Genomic DNA, 15,830 nt, shown 5'->3' with positions numbered 1-15,830 from the left:
CCGACTTCGCCCCGCGGTGGTGAAGCTGGACCGCGTCGCCGTGATTCCGGCGGCTATTTACGTCACCTACACGTTGTGTGGCGACAAGACATGTGTAATTCAGACGCGTGAAAAAGTCAAGGAAACTGCGGATTTCAGGCGATTTATTTTTGGCTAAATCACCTGCGGCCTGTGCCTTGTGCGGCGCACACAGCACAAGCCGCTGATCATGCTTTGAAATTCGTTTTTGGCCCGCTGTTGCGAAGGATCAGTCTTGATATTTTACCGGCACAGATGGGCTGCGCGCGATGAAGAACGGGTTGCGAAAATCGGCCTTGCCGTAACAGAATCGCGACCCATCCATATTTTCAATCACACCACCCGCAGCCTTTAAAACCGCATGACCGGCCCCAATGTCCCATTCCATGGTCGGGCCAAGGCGCGGATACAGGTCCGCTTCACCGGCCGCCACCAAACAGAGTTTCAGCGAACTTCCCGCCGGGCGCAGTTCCTTGACCGGGAGGTCACCGAGAAACGCCTTCATCGCCTCTGGATCGCCGTGCGAGCGTGACCCGACGACAACAACCCCGTCTTCGGGCATGTCGCGCACCGTGATGTCGGTGATGGTCGGGGTGACGTCGCCGTCGATCAGCTTGGCCCCACGCGGATCGCCGTAATAAAGCTTTTCAATCGCCGGGGCATAGACAACACCCAGAACCGGCTGACCCTTGGAAATCAGCGCGATATTGACCGTGAACTCGCCATTGCGTTTGATAAATTCCTTGGTTCCATCCAGCGGATCAACCAGCCAGAAGAAATCCGTCTCGCCGTCAACATCGGGCACATCGCCCTTGGCAGCACTTTCCTCAGACACGATTTTAACATCCGGGGTCAGCGCGCGCAGACCCGGCAAAATAACGGCCTCGGCGGCGTCATCGGCCTCGGTCACCGGCGATGCATCGTCTTTGGACCGCACATCGAAATCGGTTTTATAGATTTCCATCATTGCCGCACCGGCCAGACGGGCAATCTCGATCAAACCGTTTTCAAGGGCATCGGCATCGGCGGGCAGGGCAATGGTCATTGCAATCTCGTGTGTTGGCGTGAAGTTTATATGGCAAAGGGCATAGGGAATTTTGCCGCCACGGTCTAGACCCTAAACGACAAACAACAGGGTTTTGCTCTACTTCCCGGCGATTGCGGCCTTGAATGCGGTGATCAAATCATGGTGAAGCTGATCATGGCCCGGCACAATGGGACCAGCATCCGGGGTTGGGGAAATGCCCGCCACAATGTCGTTTTTCGCCAAATCAGGCAGCAGGCTTTCCATCAATTCCACCAGCGTAATCGCGGTTGGGACATAGCCGGTATTAGCCGCATCCTCCCAGTGCGCCGCATCATCACGCGATGGGAAAAATGGGCAGAATTTCTGCCCGTCATCGCCGGGACACAGCAGCCAGCCATTGCGATAAAGCCCCCAAACTCCTTCGAAGGTGGCAACGGCACTTAGAAAATCGGCATAGCGGTTGTTTGGGGCTGTTGTTGCGGTGATGTTTGTAACGGTCGCGATGGTCTTGACCCTTTAATCGGAAGTTTTCCAGAAATCGTGCGTCGTAATATCCTTACCTGAAATGCCGCGCGTGATAAACCGCTGGGCGCGCATGGTGGTGGACCAATGATCCATCGACAGGCCTGCCTTGCGTTTTAAATGCGCCAGAAAATCGGCCGGTTCGGGCAATTGTTCCCACACTTGCGGCAGGAAAAGTCCCCGATTATTGCCGTCCGACAGGATAATGCCATCCTCAAACGGGGTCAGCCTGGCAATCAGATCGGCCTCGTTGTCAAACGGAAAATCACGCGCCGGGGATAAAACCGAAATCGAGATTTCCAAATCATCGTTTAAATCCGCCTTTTGGAGCGGCGGAAATCTGGGGTCGGCAAATCCGGCCTTAAACGCATTTTCGCAGACGTCCGTCGCCAAATCACGATGTGCCATCACCGATCCGATACAGCCACGAAGCTGCCCGGATTTCTTCAAGGTCACAAAACACGCACCGGGCTCCAAAAGGGCCGGGGACACAGATGATGTATCGGCGTTAAGCGGCCCGCCATGACGGATGCCGTGCCAGACCGATTGCCGTGCTAGATCAATCATCTCTGGCCCGTGTTGGGCCAAAAGCTGTTCGGTCGTACCGGTAAATCCGTCCGATGGTTCGGCGCGCGTATCGCGCTCACGCATCTTTTCCGACCCGGTATAAATCGCCCACGCGCCATAGCCGACAACGCGCGATTTATCGCCGGTCACATCGCCGGAATTGCCCATGCCAAGGGTCTTGATCCGCATGCCGCGCTTGCGCGCAGACATCAACATCCCGGCAACCGGCAACGCCCCGCAGGCATCGTTGGTATCAATGCCCTCGGCATCAAACCGCTCGATCATGTCACGCGTGCGGTTGTCCATCTGTTGGGCGGTGTCATACTCATGGAAATGCGACAGGTCCGACGAAATCACCATCAAGGTTTCCGGCCCGCCCCATAGTGCTTCAATCAACTCATGCACCTGTCGCGCGCCACAGCGACTGACCAGCAATGGCACTATCCCGATATCGCTGTCCTCGCCAAACAGCCGCTGGATAAACGGCAATTCAATCTCAAGCCCGTGTTCTTGGCGGTGCGCATCATCCAAAATCTGAACCTGCGGCCACGACAGGGCGGTCTGAAGCCCCGCCAGATCACACTTAACCGTGCCAAGCGGTGTGGCAAACCCATCCGCCTTGGCAAGGGCCACCCCCTGAAACGCCATGCGATGCGCTGGTCCGACAATCACAATGCGTTTGACCGTACCCTTGAGCGCGCGCACGGTGGCAAAGCCAAGCGCAGCGATTGCACCTGAAAACATCAATCCGGCATGCGGCACAATGATCGCCTTGGGAATCGCATCACCTTGCGCTTGTTCCGACTTAAAGGCCGCATCCATAAGCCCGTCTATCTCGCTTCGCAAAAGATCGGCATCAGCGGGATAAAACGTTCCGGCAACGGCAGGCGGACGGATGATGGTCATGCTTATTCCTGTCGACTCTAGGGTGCTTGTGATAAATAGGTATTGCTAGGTCATTGGTCGATACAACAAAGAAAATAAGTGCGGTGATTAGCTTAATTTACTCAATGAGCAGAATTTATAATGGCAAATAGACTATCTTTCACAGAACTCTCGGCCGCAGTGTCGGGCGGAACATTGGTTTTGTCAGTACTTTATGAATGGGCCTATTTTAAAGTCGCCGGATTTGAGCTCATGGGGTTAATGACAGTTTCAGACTTGTTTAGACTTGCTCTTACTTGGTTGCCTCTTACGGTCTTAACTTTCTTGGCGTTAGTGATGAACGAATTGATCACGCAAGGAATTGAAAAAGGGCTGTCAGAGGAGGAATTAATCGCCACCTCTCCGCATCCGAAGTTTTATAGCGCGTTTAGGAAATCTGCGCCAAAGGCATTGATTTCGGTTTTCCTTCTTATTGCAGCCGCGGAGATATTGTTTTCAAGTGATCCAAACTTTTCAGCGATTGGGTTATCTTTGACTGTGATATGGGGTGTAATATCAAATAAAATTACGGACGTGCCGCGTATACGGGAAAAGTATGGGGCGACTGGATGTTTGATGATTGTGACAATTCCTATTGTAGCCATCATGTGTCTTGGCTTCGGTGCAGGAAAAGCTCAATCTGACCTGAATGATATGTCTAATTATTACGATGTTGAAATGCCCGGAGGGAATTTACTGGCAGGCGTAAATATCATTCGTTCTTTGGAGAGAGGAATTTTAATTAAAAAAGAGTCTGAGAAAAATTTGAATTTTTTACCTTGGTCTCAAGTATTGAGTATTCATGCTGTAATTCCGAAAAAGGAAAATAATAGGTCATTCGCTTGTCGGGTTGTGTCGGAATTATGCGTAGATTTTCCTGATCAAAATTAGATGCTCAAAGAGGAAAACTTGCAAAGCGAAAGTCCCCAACCATGAGCGCCGCCTTAACACACACTGATACCGTCCCCGGACGCTACTGGCATCATCTTGATGATGGCCGGATTCAGTGCGATGTCTGCCCGCGGTTTTGTAAGCTCAAAGACGGGCAGCGCGGGCTGTGCTTTGTCCGGGCGCGCCAAGACGATCAGATGGTTCTGACCACATGGGGCCGGTCTTCGGGCTTTTGCATTGATCCAATTGAAAAGAAACCGCTCAACCACTTTTTGCCCGGCACCCCGATCCTGTCGTTTGGCACGGCGGGCTGTAACCTGACCTGCAAGTTCTGCCAAAATCACGAGATTTCCAAGGCGCGTCAGATGGATAAACTGGGATCGCTGGCAACCCCCGAAATGATTGCCCAAACGGCCAAGGAATATGGCTGTTCGGCAGTGGCGTTTACCTATAACGACCCGGTGATTTTCCTTGAATATGCGGTGGATGTTGCCCAAGCCTGCCGCGAAGCGGGCATACGGACCGTGGCCGTCACGGCGGGCTATATCGGGGAAAAGGCGCGCGAAGAATTTTTTCGCCATATGGATGCGGCCAATGTCGATCTTAAGGGCTTTACAGAGGATTTCTATCACAAGCTTTGCTCGGCCCATTTGGCTGATGTTCTTGAAACGCTGAAATACCTTAAACAGGAAACCGGGGTGTGGTTTGAGCTGACCAACCTTGTCATCCCCGGCGAGAATGACGGGGACGGCGAGTTTGATGCCATGACCAACTGGGTGCGTGAAAATCTTGGCCCCGATGTGCCGATGCATTTCACCGCCTTTCACCCCGACTGGAAAATGATGGATCATCCGCGCACCCCGCCCGAAACCCTGATCCGGGCGCGCGACATCGCGCTTAAAAACGGCATCCGCTACCCTTATGTCGGCAATGTGCATGACAAGTCGGCGAGTAGCACCTATTGCCATGGCTGTGGCGATCTTCTGATTGGCCGGGACTGGTATCAATTATCGGATTTGAACCTTGATACGAACGGCGCATGTAAAAGCTGTGGCACCCACTGCGGGGGTGTGTTTGCGCCCAAACCGGGCACATGGGGGCCAAAACGATTGCCGGTACGGCTTAAATCGCCCGCGCAATGACGTTTTTTCTGGTGCATTGCGCCTGCTTGGCTAAAGTGCCGCCGGGTAAGGGCGTATTGGGATAGAACACATGGCCGGACTGAAAATTCGCAAAGCACGGACCGGCGATGTCGGGGCAATTTTCGCCATCCGAAGCCGCGTGCGCGAAAACCACCTGTCGCCCAGCCAGCTTGCCGAACGCGGCATCACCAAAGCGGCCTTTGGCAAATGGCTGTCTGATGGCTACGGCATCTGGATTGCCGATTTGGATGGCTCGGCGGCGGGCTTTGCCATCGCCATCCCGGCTGAGTCGACGTTATGGGCGCTGTTCGTCGATCCCGATTTTGAAGGACGCGGGGTGGGTGCGGCATTGTTGCGCATGGCCGAGGACTGGCTGTTTGAACAGGGATGCGATGACATATCGCTGACCACCGGGGCCGATCCCAAAAACCGCGCGCACGGGTTTTACGAAATGCACGGCTGGATCAGCACCGGGGATGAGGATGGTGGCGAGGTTGAATACATCAAATCCAACCCGTCGATGTCGCTGTTTGATTTCACCTAGCGCGCTTAGCGCACCGGAATGCCGCGCGTTTTCTTCTGCGATGGTCCGATCAGAACCGGCCCATAGCCAATCAAAAACGCCAGCCAGCCGCCAATCCACATCAAGGTCGCAATCGCCAGCAGGGTGATGTAATGGCCATCGCTTTGACCCGCGACAACCCGAAAAACGGTAGAAATCCAGATCAGGGCAAAGGCAGCATTCAGCAAAACACCTGCGCGCACCTCCCGCCCGGTATGGCCAAGGGCCGCACGGCCAGCAATGGCAATGATCATGCAGGCAATCGCCCCGCCGGTCAGCCCATGCAGGGCATCGCGGCTTGTGATGGCATCGGGCCAGATGACGGATGCACCCAGCAGGACCAGCCCAGCGGGCACCCAGAAATACCCCAGATGCAGCATGGCAACAATTGGCTCACGCCAGCTATGAATGCCGCGCCAGCGGATCAATCGTACGGTATGAAGGATCGCAGCCAGCAGCAGGGCAGAACCAAATGCCATACCCGCCGGATCAATGATCCCGGCCACGATGCTGATGGCGACACTGGCAAGGCAGAGCATATCAAACCGGTTAAACATTGTGGGCATCGTTGCATTGATGTGATCGCGGGTCATCCAGTTGCGGGTAAAGGCCGGGATCACCCGTCCGCCAATCAGCGATATCAATAAAATGATCGTCAGAATGGCAGTTTGATAGAGCATCACCGCATCAAGGGCGAGGGCATCAAGACAGGCCGCGGTGAACAATCCATCAAACAGCGCAATCACGCCAATGACGGCCAAAACCCGCAGGTTTTTAAAGTTGCGCGCTGCGACAAGTTCCCGCAGGCCCAGCGCAATCAGAAAGACGAAATAACCAATTGCCCCAAGGATCACCAATGCAACAGGCAGGCTTTCGCCAAAGCCAATCACGACCCGCCCCAAAATCCACGTAAATGTAAGGCCCATTAACATCGGTCCGGAAATCGCCGGGCGACCGGTCCAGTTGGCAATCGCGGTTAACAGAAAACCACCAATTGCCGCCCCGCCAAAGCCAAAAATCATCTCATGGGCGTGCCAGAAGGATGCGGTACCAAGGCTTGGTGTCGGGACGCCATGGACAAACCCGGCAACCCACCAGACAACGGCAACAATGGCAAGAAGACCCGCACACAGGAAAAGCGGGCGAAACGCACCGCTCCAGAATGGATGGGATGCGGGGGCGGGTTCATGGATTGAAACGGGGGCAGTTTGGGCATTCATGATGCAGGCTCCAAAAGGCTGGAATGCGTCATAATAGCGCCTTTGTGAGGGGCGTCCTTGATGTTGCGCAATCGGCATCGGGAATGTTTTTATCGATCAAACCATTGCTATTGCGTGAAATCACGCAGCTTTTTCAACGATAAACCTTTTCATCGCCGTTTAACGCGCTAGATTAAGGGCAGTATTTCAACAACACAGCTGCTTTTGAAAAGGGCTGTGTGCCCCGAAACATGACAGGAGTCCTGTTCACCATGAAGATCACGTTTTCCGATCTTGCCCTTCCGACCAGCGGTGCGGTCATCGCTTTTGCCACCGAAGGTGGCGACTTGATGCCAAGTGCAGTTGCCCTTGATGAAGCCATGGGCGGCACAATCACCAAGGCGATCAAATCTTCGACCTTTAAGGGCAAGTCCGGCCAAAGCCTGCAGATTCTGGCCCCGGCCAATGTTGATCTGTCGCGCGTGATTGTTTTCGGGATTGGCAAGGAAGCCGAGTTTGACGTGATCGCCGCCCAGAAACTTGGCGGCACGGTGACCACCCGTGCGATTTCGACCGGGGAGAAAGACCTGACCGTTCTGTTTGATATGGATGGTCTGGCCTGTGATTTCGCAACCGGTGCCATGCTGCGCGACTATCGGTTTGATAAATATCGCACCACCGAAACCAAGGACGACAAGCCGGTTCTTAAGAGCCTGTCGATTGCGGCGCGCGATCACAAGGATGCCAAGAAACAGTTCGATAGCGCCAAAAAGGTCGTCGAAGGCGTGTTCTTTACCCGCGATCTGGTGTCTGAGCCGGCCAACGTTCTCTATCCTGAAAGCTTCATGAAAGAAGTCAGCGCGCTTGAAAAGCTCGGTGTCGAGATTGACGTGCTTGACGAAAAGGAAATGAAAAAGCTTGGCATGGGCGCACTTTTGGGCGTTGCCATGGGCTCGGCCCAAAAGCCTTATATGGTTGTCATGCGCTGGAACGGTGGCAAGAAAAAAGACGCCCCCGTCGCCTTTGTTGGCAAGGGTGTGACCTTTGATACCGGCGGGATTTCGATCAAACCGGCGGCTGGCATGGAAGACATGAAGTTTGACATGGGCGGGGCCGGTGTTGTGTCTGGCCTGATGAAGGCCTTGGCGGGTCGTAAGGCGAAATGCAACGTGGTCGGGGTTATCGGTCTTGTTGAAAACATGCCGTCTTCCACCGCACAGCGTCCGGGCGATGTTGTGACCTCAATGTCGGGGCAGACGATTGAAGTCATCAATACCGACGCCGAAGGCCGCTTGGTTCTGTGTGATGCCCTGACATACGTTCAGGAAAAACACGATCCGCGTTTGATTGTCGATCTGGCGACCCTTACGGGGGCGGTGATCATTGCCCTTGGTCATGAAAATGCCGGTCTGTTTTCCAACAATGATGACCTGTCACAGCAAATCACCACGGCGGGTCTGTCGGTCGATGAAACCGTTTGGCGTTTGCCACTGGGTGCGGGCTATGACAAGCAGATCAAATCTGACATTGCCGATATGAAAAACGTTGGCGGCCGTGCGGCGGGTTCGATCACCGCGGCCCAGTTCCTCAAACGCTTTATCACCAAGGATCGCCCGTGGGCGCATCTTGATATTGCCGCAACCGCGTGGTCGACATCCGACAAGGAAGTCACACCAAAAGGGGCGACAGGGTTTGGTGTGCGTCTGCTTGATCGCTTTGTTGCTGATAACTACGAAGCTTAAAGCCACACTGTCCCTAAGCCGCGCCGTCATTCCCGCGCAGGCGAGAATCTATGGCGTGCGTGTTCGGGGGCATGCGTGTTCGGGCACTTGCCCAGATGCATTGACGGGCTGAACGCATTGCAAATTAATCCGGGGCAGGGTGATGATCACCTTGCCCCGTTTTCGTCTTCGGGATAGAAACGCCTTATGGCCGATATCTGGTTCTATCATCTCACCAGCATGCCGCTGGAACGCGCACTCCCGACCCTGCTGTCCAAGACATTGGAGCGGGAAAAACGTGCTGTGGTGATGACCGGGATTGAGCAACGGGTTGATGCCATCAATACCCTGCTTTGGACCTATGACGCGGCAAGCTGGCTGCCCCATGGGGCAAAATCGGATGGCGATCCGGAAATGCAACCGGTCTGGCTAACGTCTGAGGATGAAAACCCCAATGGTGCCCAGTTCCTGTTTCTGACCGACCGGGCGATCAGCGAAAAGATTGCTGATTATGAACGGGTGATCATGCTGTTTGATGACCGCGATCATGACGCGGTGGCAGAAGCCCGCACGCGCTGGAAAGACTGGAAAGACGCAGGCCACAAGCTGTCTTATTGGCAGCAAACCCCGCAAGGTGCGTGGGAAAAAAAGGCCGAAAGCTAGTTTTCCGATATCCTGCCGAACAATGTCACCTGACGACCCTTCCTGTTACCTGTTACCTGTTGCCTGATCTAAAGCACGCTTATTTGATTGGAAACGCAGATGGACAACTCTCAAAAGTCGGTGGCGCAAAGCTGCCTGACTGGGGCAGAAGACGGCACGATGACCTTCCCGGAAATCGTCGGCACCTTGATGCAGGCGGGATTTGAAAGTTATGCAGTCGATTTTCGCCGTTCCCTTGCCGTCTATTATCTCGCCGATGGTCAAAGTCTGGAGCTTTCGACCCACAAAGCTGACAATCCCGTCGCCCCGGATTTTGACCGCGATGCTATCCAGTCCGCCATCCGGGAGGCCCAGCAACTCATCCCCGGTTACACCTATAAGGGGTTCTGTTCTAAAGTCGCGGCGGCGGGCTGTGCGGGTTATATCGTCTCGTTCTCTGGACGCCGTGCACTTTACCTTGGGCGAACCGGGGAAACCCATGTGGAATATTTCCCCGATTGAAATATTAAAGGCTGAAAGCGGATCGCTTCCAGCCTTTTGCCCGATCAAAGCTGCTTGATCAGCAAGGTCCAATTTTCACCGGGATTGTCCCACTCCTCCTTGACCATTTTACGTGTCGCGCAGGCCGTGTATCCCATGCGTTCATAAAGACGCACGGCACCGGGATTGCCATCCGATGCAATGATGCTGACCGAATGCTTACCAGCGTCGCGCGCATCGTTTTCGGCTGCTCGCACCAGAACCGATCCAACCCCGCGATTGCGAAATGGCGGGAACACTGCGAGCACATTGATGTACCAGCTGCCCGGTGCAAGGTTTTCGAGTTCAAGGATCGGCACGAACATCGCCGGAATTTCATCGCGATTGACCGGCTCAGCCGTATCAGGCTGGGCATAGCCAATTACCGCCCCCATGATTTGATGTTCGCCAAAGGCAAATTGCGTGTTGCGGTATGAAAACCCGCCTTCTTCACGTTGTGCGCGCCTGCGGCCGACATCCCAAGCGGTTTCACTGCCTTCGATCATGTTCTGCCACAGATACACCGGCAGGCCTTCGCCCGCGATATTGATCAGTTTGGCCATGGCATCGGCATCATTTGGCGTGGCGCGCCGTATATCAAGGGGCGGTGTCATCTGTGGCGCGTCTGACATGGGGGCTGGTTTGAAGTTCATATTCATTGCTCGTGTCCCGTCGTTTTTTGGGTTTTATGTGGGTTTTGTGGCTTAGCGTGCAGCGTGAAGATGCGGTAACGCATGTTCGGCCATGGCGGTAACGTGACGATGATCGGTCCCGCAGCAGCCGCCAATCACCGAAAGGTTTGGCAACACGCTGGCAAGATCACGATACAGGCGGCCCAACTCATCAGGATTGCCATCGTCAAGATGTTCGCAGGCGTCAAGCTCCGCATGGCTTTGGCGCGATGCATTGGCGCGCACCCCGCAAATGCGGTTTTTCCACGCCCCGTTGCCGCCAAGCTTGTCGCGGAAATGATCGGGATGGGCGCAATTGATCATGTAATAAACCGGATAGGCCCCGGTGTGATGGTCAACCCGTGCAATCGCTTCCTCAATGGTTTCCCCGCTTGGCAAATGGCCATCGGTTTCAACGGTAAAGGAAATGACGCAGGGCACTTGTGCGTCCTTGCAGGACAAGGCAATGCCAAGGGCTTCTTCGAGATAATTCATCGTGATGGCGGACACCATATCAATCGCTGTTCCCGCAAAGCTTTCGATTTGCACAGCATGATAATCGCGGGCCTGCTCGGCGGTCATGCGATCTGACGGGGTATAGCCATCACCGCGTGGTCCGACACAGCCACTGATCAGGCAGGGCGTGTCGTCTGTTTGATACTGATCACGCAGATCAGACATCATGGCGATTGATTTGACATTGATGTCGGCCAGTTCAAGGGCGGAGTAGCCCATGCGCGGACCCCAGTCGCTGCTTGCACGCCAGGTTGGGCTTTCAAGGATAAAGCCAACTTTGGCCGTGCGGGCGATTTCAAGGTAACGCGCGTAATAGGCATAAACCCGGTCATAGCCGTCCGTTGTCTTCAATAGATCGAACGACGCGAAATAGGGGATGTCGATCCCGTCATGAAAAATCAGGGTCGTTTCAAGCCCGCCGTCGGTGATGAATTTGGTGGGCGCGAAGGGCGGTAAGTTGTGATGGTGGTGCGTCATAACGTCGTATTTCATGTTTTTGGTTTTAAAAATTCTACTCTGGCGCTATTTAGAGCCGGAGAAACTTGTGAGGGCGAAGTGTCGCTTTGGGTGGGTTTTTCTTCTAGTGCGCACGTGGTGCTGTTTTTGGATTTACTTAAAACCATTCAAAAACAATGGATTATGCGATTGGTTCGGTAGTCTGGCGCAATCGGGGTATGCTGTGTGACGATAAAACTGTACCGGCGGTAGGGTAATGTGATGAACCAGATAGTAGATCAGTCGGGTGCTGTGAGCGCCGATACAGCCAAGGGCAAAGGGGAACGCACGCGCGACCGCATTCTTGAAATTGCCGAGCAGGCTGTATTGCAAAAAGGGTTCGGGGCGACCTCGATCGAGGAAATTATCTGCGAAGCCGAGATCACCAAAAGCGGGTTCTTCTATCATTTCAAGGATAAGAACGAACTGGCGCGTGCACTTTTGCTCCGGCACATCGATCAGGATGAAATCATCCTTGATCAGGTGTTTAACCGTGGGCAGGAACTGACGGATGATCCGCTCCAGCAGTTTCTCATCGGGCTTAAAATGCTGGCCGAGCTGGTGGAAGACTTGCCGAACGGCCATCCCGGATGCCTGATTGCCGTCTATTGCTATCAGGAACGGCTTTTTGATCAGGAAGTCCGTCAGTTGAACCAACAGGCAGTGTTGGGATGGCGTGACCGGTTTCGCACAATTCTTGACAGGGTTGTTGAACAATACCCGCCAAACGAACCGGTTGATCTTGATGAACTGGCCGATATGGTGTCCACCGTGGTCGAAGGTGGCATCGTGATGTCCAAGGCGCTTGGGCGTCCTCAAATGCTGGCAAATCAGATCATGCTGCTGCGCAGTTTCGTTAAGTTGCTGTTTGCCAAGCAGGCTGGCTGACGCTGGCTGGTTATACAAAAAATATTTGTTAATCAGGCGGCTATCATAAAAGCTATGCGTAAATTGCATGATCATTGCCATTGAAGAACCGGCTTTAGTCAATTATACCAGTCATATCGAACGCGCCGATTTGCTCCTCAGCTTGCGGGCGCGATAAAAATGCGGCTAAAGCGAGAGGGCGTATATGCTCCGTATGTACGACCGCCTCGGTTTCGCCGCGGCGGTTTTTTTGTATGTACGGAAAAGGTTGAGACCGATGATCAGGCTCTCGAACGTTCAGAAAACATATCCTGCCCGACGCGGCAACGATGCCCATGCGGCATTGCGCGGTATTGATCTTGATATTGCGGCGGGCGAGATTGTCGGCGTGATTGGCAGATCAGGTGCCGGGAAATCAACTCTGATCCGCTGCATCAATCTGCTTGAACGGCCGACTTCTGGCTCCGTGATTGTCGATGGGGCAGAAGTCACCACACTTTCCAAGCGCGACTTGCCGTTGTTCCGCCGCCAGCTTGGCATGGTGTTTCAGCACTTTAACCTTCTGTCGTCGCGCACGGTCTATGGCAACATCGCGTTGCCACTTGAACTGGCCGGGGCGAGCAAGGCTGAAATTGCCGCCGCCGTTGATCCACTGTTGCCGCTCGTTGGGCTTGATGACAAACGTGATCGCTATCCCGCCGAATTGTCGGGTGGTCAGAAACAGCGTGTCGGTATTGCGCGCGCCCTGTCGTCCAATCCCAAGGTTTTGCTGTGTGACGAGGTCACATCCGCGCTTGATCCGGAAACCACCCGTCAAATCCTGACGCTGCTCAAAGACATCAACAAACGTCTTGGCCTGACCATGGTGGTGATCACCCACGAAATGGCGGTGGTTAAGGCGCTGTGTGACCGGGTGGCGGTGATGGATCGCGGCGTGATTGTCGAAGAAGGCAATGTGAGTAGCATCTTTGCCAATCCGGTGCATGCGACAACCCAGTCGCTTCTGGCGGATGAGTTTATGGAATTTCGGGCCGGTACCGATGCTGCTACGGATGCTGATGCATTCGCCACGATATCTGACGGGCAGGAGGGCTAAGCCATGCTAACAACACTCGCACCAATTCTGCTTCAGGCGACTTGGGAAACCCTTTATATGGTCGGCGTGTCGCTGTTTCTGGCGACTGCCCTTGGCTTGCCGCTTGGCGTATTACTGGCAACTTCTGGTCGCGGTGAATTGCTTGAAGCGCCATTGTTTCAGAAAATCATTGGCCCGATTGTCAATGCGACCCGCTCGGTCCCCTTCATCATTCTGGCGGTTGCGATCATTCCGTTTACGCGGTTGATTGTCGGCACATCCATCGGCACGTCTGCGGCCATCGTGCCGCTGACCGTCGCGGCAATTCCGTTTATTGCCCGCATCATCGAAGGGGCCATCCGCGAAGTGGATAGTGGCCTGACCGAAGCCGCCCAAGCCATGGGCGCACGCCCGTTACAGGTGGTGACCAAGGTGCTGCTGCCTGAAGCCCTGCCGGGGATTATTCATGGCCTGACCCTGACGGCGGTGACCCTGATTGGCTATTCAGCCATGGTGGGTGCTGTCGGTGCTGGCGGGCTTGGTGATCTTGGCATTCGCTATGGTTATCAACGGTTCCGTCCTGATGTGATGGCCGTGGTGGTTGTGACCCTGATTGTTGTGGTTCAGGCCGTGCAGATGTTTGGCGACCGGCTGGCGCGCAAGGCGGATAAACGCAACATCTGATCGCAAAATACAGAATTGACGCCCCACATTCGATTTTTCGAATTCCCGCAAAAACACCACAGAAAACAAAGCAACCAAGGAGCTTTATCATGCGGTTTCTACTTAAACTGACGGCTGCCGCCGTTCTGACTGCCGCCCTGACCGGGCAGGCAATCGCCAATGAAAAAATCAAGGTCGCAGTGACCCCGGGTGCCCATGAAGAAGTCATGGAACAGGTTGCCAAAGTCGCAGCCACCAAGGGTTTGGACATCGAAATCATCAGCTTCTCGGATTATGTTATTCCGAATCAGGCACTTGATGATGGCGATCTGGATGCCAATAGTTTCCAGCACAAACCGTATCTGGATAACCAGATCAAGGACCGTGGCTATGACCTTGCGGTGGTCGGCTATAACATCCTGACCCCGATGGGCATTTATTCAGACAAAATCAAAAGCCTTGATGAGCTTAAAGATGGTGCGGAAATCGGTATTCCGAACGATCCGACCAATGGTGGCCGTGCGCTTCTGGTGCTGCAGTCGCAAGGCCTGATCAAGGTTGATCCGGATGCCGGTCTTGTTGTCAGCCCGCTTGATGTCATTGAAAACCCCAAGAATATCAAGTTCGTAGAACTGGACGCCGCACAGCTTCCGCGCTCGTTGACCGATCTGGATGCCTCGGCGATTAACACCAACTACGCGCTGGAAGCCGGTCTGAACCCGGTTAAGGATTCGATTGTGATTGAAGGCAATGACAGCCCGTATGCCAACGTGATTGTCACCCGTACACAGGATAAAGACAAACCTTGGGTCAAGACCCTGGTTGAGTCGTATCACGATGACAGCATCCGCGAATTCATCGAAACCAAATACGAAGGTTCGGTGCTTCCGGTATTCAAAATTTCTGAATAATCCCAGCTATTATTCAAAATAAGTAGCGCCCGCGCATTAATTGATGCGCGGGCGTTGCGTTATGTACATACATAATACGGGTTTTTTCGGGGATTTTCCGGTGAATTTCCCGATCATTTTCGCCCGGTTAGTGACAGCCCGAATCAGCTGATTTGTAATCCTCATACAAATCATGCAGTTTCACCCAGTTCATCACCCCGTCCTCGTTGCGACCAAACGGGGTCATGTCGAGAAATGTGTGCGCACCGATCAGCGCATCCCCGGCACGGGCATAGCTGGAATAGGTGTGGAAAATCTCGCCGGTGTCGGGATCGCGGACAAAGACGCTTTCGCCGTGCAGGTCTTCCATCTTGCCGGTATAGGGGCGGAAGTTATAGGTCGCCGTACCTGCCTTGACGTCATCGGGGCGGAAGGATGCATCAAAATCGTAATTGAAGTCCGATCCGGCCGATGAAACCCACGGGAAATTCCAGTTCATGCGTTTCTGGAACGGCTGAAATTCGGTAAGCGGGGCGCGCGAGACGACAACCAGCGACACATCATGATGTTTGAGATGCAGGTTGGCGCCGTCAAAATGATCGGCAAGGAAGGAACAGCCAACGCAGCCTTCTTTCCAGCCCGGCCCGAACATGAAGTGATAGACAATCAGCTGGCTGCGCCCGTCAAACAGATCGGCCAGCGATTTTTGGCCATCGGGCGTGTCAAAAACATAGTCCTTGTCGACCTTGACCCACGGCAAAGCCCGGCGTTCTTCACACAGGCGGTCATAGGCCCGCATATGTTCCTTTTCGCGGGCGAGTAACGTTTTACGGGCGTCGAGCCATTGCGTGCGTGAGACGATTTCTGGACGTTTCATTGTATCCTCCAAATTGGTCTG

Annotated in this window: 17 protein-coding genes; 10 read left to right on the top strand and 7 right to left on the bottom strand. The window is 54.1% G+C overall.

Annotated elements, in window-relative coordinates; translation table 11 throughout:
- Nucleotides 1-247: 247 nt before the first annotated feature.
- The 3 genes from cysQ to amrB all read right to left on the bottom strand — a co-directional run bounded on the left by cysQ (nucleotide 248) and on the right by amrB (nucleotide 3,040).
- The gene (gene cysQ / locus AMM48_RS04880; RefSeq protein ID WP_102783164.1) at nucleotides 248-1,063 is read right to left on the bottom strand and encodes a 3'(2'),5'-bisphosphate nucleotidase CysQ; all 816 of its coding nucleotides are present in this window, start codon (nucleotides 1,061-1,063) and stop codon (nucleotides 248-250) included.
- A 99-nt stretch (nucleotides 1,064-1,162) separates the two neighbouring features.
- The gene (locus AMM48_RS04875) at nucleotides 1,163-1,531 is read right to left on the bottom strand and encodes a DUF2750 domain-containing protein (RefSeq protein ID WP_244271122.1); all 369 of its coding nucleotides are present in this window, start codon (nucleotides 1,529-1,531) and stop codon (nucleotides 1,163-1,165) included.
- Between the two features lie 30 nt (nucleotides 1,532-1,561).
- On the bottom strand, nucleotides 1,562-3,040 hold the full coding sequence (gene amrB, locus AMM48_RS04870; RefSeq protein WP_102783162.1) for an AmmeMemoRadiSam system protein B: 1,479 nt from the start codon (nucleotides 3,038-3,040) through the stop codon (nucleotides 1,562-1,564).
- A gap of 120 nt (nucleotides 3,041-3,160) precedes the next feature.
- On the opposite strand from amrB, the gene AMM48_RS04865 reads away from it, so the two are divergent.
- From AMM48_RS04865 to AMM48_RS04855, 3 genes are all read left to right on the top strand, one after another.
- Complete coding sequence (locus tag AMM48_RS04865; RefSeq protein ID WP_102783161.1) at nucleotides 3,161-3,949, top strand: hypothetical protein; 789 nt, start codon at nucleotides 3,161-3,163, stop codon at nucleotides 3,947-3,949.
- Nucleotides 3,950-3,990: 41 nt separating this feature from the next.
- Nucleotides 3,991-5,091, top strand: a complete 1,101-nt coding sequence (gene amrS / locus AMM48_RS04860; RefSeq protein WP_102783160.1) for an AmmeMemoRadiSam system radical SAM enzyme — start codon at nucleotides 3,991-3,993, stop codon at nucleotides 5,089-5,091.
- Between the two features lie 70 nt (nucleotides 5,092-5,161).
- Entirely contained in the window at nucleotides 5,162-5,635 is a 474-nt protein-coding gene (locus AMM48_RS04855; protein ID WP_102783159.1) for a GNAT family N-acetyltransferase, read from the top strand.
- Between the two features lie 5 nt (nucleotides 5,636-5,640).
- On the opposite strand, the gene AMM48_RS04850 is transcribed toward AMM48_RS04855, so the two are convergent.
- Nucleotides 5,641-6,873: an NnrS family protein gene (locus AMM48_RS04850; RefSeq protein ID WP_102783158.1), complete on the bottom strand. Its 1,233-nt coding sequence runs from the start codon at nucleotides 6,871-6,873 to the stop codon at nucleotides 5,641-5,643.
- A gap of 251 nt (nucleotides 6,874-7,124) precedes the next feature.
- Between AMM48_RS04850 and AMM48_RS04845 the strand changes: the two genes are divergently transcribed.
- The 3 genes from AMM48_RS04845 (at nucleotide 7,125) to AMM48_RS04835 (ending at nucleotide 9,737) form a co-directional block, all read left to right on the top strand.
- On the top strand, nucleotides 7,125-8,594 hold the full coding sequence (locus AMM48_RS04845) for a leucyl aminopeptidase (RefSeq protein WP_102783157.1): 1,470 nt from the start codon (nucleotides 7,125-7,127) through the stop codon (nucleotides 8,592-8,594).
- Between the two features lie 186 nt (nucleotides 8,595-8,780).
- Entirely contained in the window at nucleotides 8,781-9,236 is a 456-nt protein-coding gene (locus tag AMM48_RS04840; protein ID WP_102783156.1) for a DNA polymerase III subunit chi, read from the top strand.
- A 99-nt stretch (nucleotides 9,237-9,335) separates the two neighbouring features.
- Entirely contained in the window at nucleotides 9,336-9,737 is a 402-nt protein-coding gene (locus tag AMM48_RS04835; RefSeq protein ID WP_102783155.1) for a DUF1398 family protein, read from the top strand.
- Nucleotides 9,738-9,781: 44 nt separating this feature from the next.
- On the opposite strand, the gene AMM48_RS04830 is transcribed toward AMM48_RS04835, so the two are convergent.
- The gene (locus AMM48_RS04830; RefSeq protein WP_102783154.1) at nucleotides 9,782-10,414 is read right to left on the bottom strand and encodes a GNAT family N-acetyltransferase; all 633 of its coding nucleotides are present in this window, start codon (nucleotides 10,412-10,414) and stop codon (nucleotides 9,782-9,784) included.
- A 45-nt stretch (nucleotides 10,415-10,459) separates the two neighbouring features.
- A complete protein-coding gene (locus AMM48_RS04825; protein WP_102783153.1) occupies nucleotides 10,460-11,419 on the bottom strand; it encodes a homocysteine S-methyltransferase family protein in 960 nt (319 codons plus the stop codon).
- Between the two features lie 240 nt (nucleotides 11,420-11,659).
- Here AMM48_RS04825 and AMM48_RS04820 point away from each other — a divergent pair, with 240 nt between their 5' ends.
- The 4 genes from AMM48_RS04820 (at nucleotide 11,660) to AMM48_RS04805 (ending at nucleotide 14,953) form a co-directional block, all read left to right on the top strand.
- On the top strand, nucleotides 11,660-12,325 hold the full coding sequence (locus AMM48_RS04820; RefSeq protein ID WP_102783152.1) for a TetR/AcrR family transcriptional regulator: 666 nt from the start codon (nucleotides 11,660-11,662) through the stop codon (nucleotides 12,323-12,325).
- Nucleotides 12,326-12,581: 256 nt separating this feature from the next.
- Complete coding sequence (locus AMM48_RS04815) at nucleotides 12,582-13,400, top strand: ATP-binding cassette domain-containing protein (protein ID WP_102783151.1); 819 nt, start codon at nucleotides 12,582-12,584, stop codon at nucleotides 13,398-13,400.
- A 3-nt stretch (nucleotides 13,401-13,403) separates the two neighbouring features.
- The gene (locus AMM48_RS04810) at nucleotides 13,404-14,063 is read left to right on the top strand and encodes a methionine ABC transporter permease (protein WP_102783150.1); all 660 of its coding nucleotides are present in this window, start codon (nucleotides 13,404-13,406) and stop codon (nucleotides 14,061-14,063) included.
- An 89-nt stretch (nucleotides 14,064-14,152) separates the two neighbouring features.
- On the top strand, nucleotides 14,153-14,953 hold the full coding sequence (locus AMM48_RS04805) for a MetQ/NlpA family ABC transporter substrate-binding protein (protein WP_102783149.1): 801 nt from the start codon (nucleotides 14,153-14,155) through the stop codon (nucleotides 14,951-14,953).
- Between the two features lie 127 nt (nucleotides 14,954-15,080).
- Here AMM48_RS04805 and AMM48_RS04800 read toward each other — a convergent pair whose 3' ends face one another.
- The gene (locus AMM48_RS04800) at nucleotides 15,081-15,809 is read right to left on the bottom strand and encodes a thioredoxin family protein (RefSeq protein ID WP_102783148.1); all 729 of its coding nucleotides are present in this window, start codon (nucleotides 15,807-15,809) and stop codon (nucleotides 15,081-15,083) included.
- Nucleotides 15,810-15,830 lie beyond the last annotated feature (21 nt).

It is taken from the genome of Thalassospira sp. GB04J01 (assembly GCF_000751115.1).
In the GTDB taxonomy this organism is placed as follows: Bacteria; Pseudomonadota; Alphaproteobacteria; order Rhodospirillales; family Thalassospiraceae; genus Thalassospira; species Thalassospira lucentensis.
Note: the sequence above shows the minus strand (reverse complement) of the source record. Positions and strands in the feature narration are given on the sequence as shown.

Bases quoted from the DNA above. Each gene is read 5' to 3' on its own strand.
- cysQ (WP_102783164.1), bottom strand. From the start codon at position 1,063: ATGACCATTGCCCTGCCCGCCGATGCCGATGCCCTTGAAAACGGTTTG.
- amrB (WP_102783162.1), bottom strand. From the start codon at position 3,040: ATGACCATCATCCGTCCGCCTGCCGTTGCCGGAACGTTTTATCCCGCT.
- AMM48_RS04865 (WP_102783161.1), top strand. From the start codon at position 3,161: ATGGCAAATAGACTATCTTTCACAGAACTCTCGGCCGCAGTGTCGGGC.
- amrS (WP_102783160.1), top strand. From the start codon at position 3,991: ATGAGCGCCGCCTTAACACACACTGATACCGTCCCCGGACGCTACTGG.
- AMM48_RS04855 (WP_102783159.1), top strand. From the start codon at position 5,162: ATGGCCGGACTGAAAATTCGCAAAGCACGGACCGGCGATGTCGGGGCA.
- AMM48_RS04850 (WP_102783158.1), bottom strand. From the start codon at position 6,873: ATGAATGCCCAAACTGCCCCCGTTTCAATCCATGAACCCGCCCCCGCA.
- AMM48_RS04845 (WP_102783157.1), top strand. From the start codon at position 7,125: ATGAAGATCACGTTTTCCGATCTTGCCCTTCCGACCAGCGGTGCGGTC.
- AMM48_RS04840 (WP_102783156.1), top strand. From the start codon at position 8,781: ATGGCCGATATCTGGTTCTATCATCTCACCAGCATGCCGCTGGAACGC.
- AMM48_RS04835 (WP_102783155.1), top strand. From the start codon at position 9,336: ATGGACAACTCTCAAAAGTCGGTGGCGCAAAGCTGCCTGACTGGGGCA.
- AMM48_RS04830 (WP_102783154.1), bottom strand. From the start codon at position 10,414: ATGAATATGAACTTCAAACCAGCCCCCATGTCAGACGCGCCACAGATG.
- AMM48_RS04825 (WP_102783153.1), bottom strand. From the start codon at position 11,419: ATGACGCACCACCATCACAACTTACCGCCCTTCGCGCCCACCAAATTC.
- AMM48_RS04820 (WP_102783152.1), top strand. From the start codon at position 11,660: ATGAACCAGATAGTAGATCAGTCGGGTGCTGTGAGCGCCGATACAGCC.
- AMM48_RS04815 (WP_102783151.1), top strand. From the start codon at position 12,582: ATGATCAGGCTCTCGAACGTTCAGAAAACATATCCTGCCCGACGCGGC.
- AMM48_RS04810 (WP_102783150.1), top strand. From the start codon at position 13,404: ATGCTAACAACACTCGCACCAATTCTGCTTCAGGCGACTTGGGAAACC.
- AMM48_RS04805 (WP_102783149.1), top strand. From the start codon at position 14,153: ATGCGGTTTCTACTTAAACTGACGGCTGCCGCCGTTCTGACTGCCGCC.
- AMM48_RS04800 (WP_102783148.1), bottom strand. From the start codon at position 15,809: ATGAAACGTCCAGAAATCGTCTCACGCACGCAATGGCTCGACGCCCGT.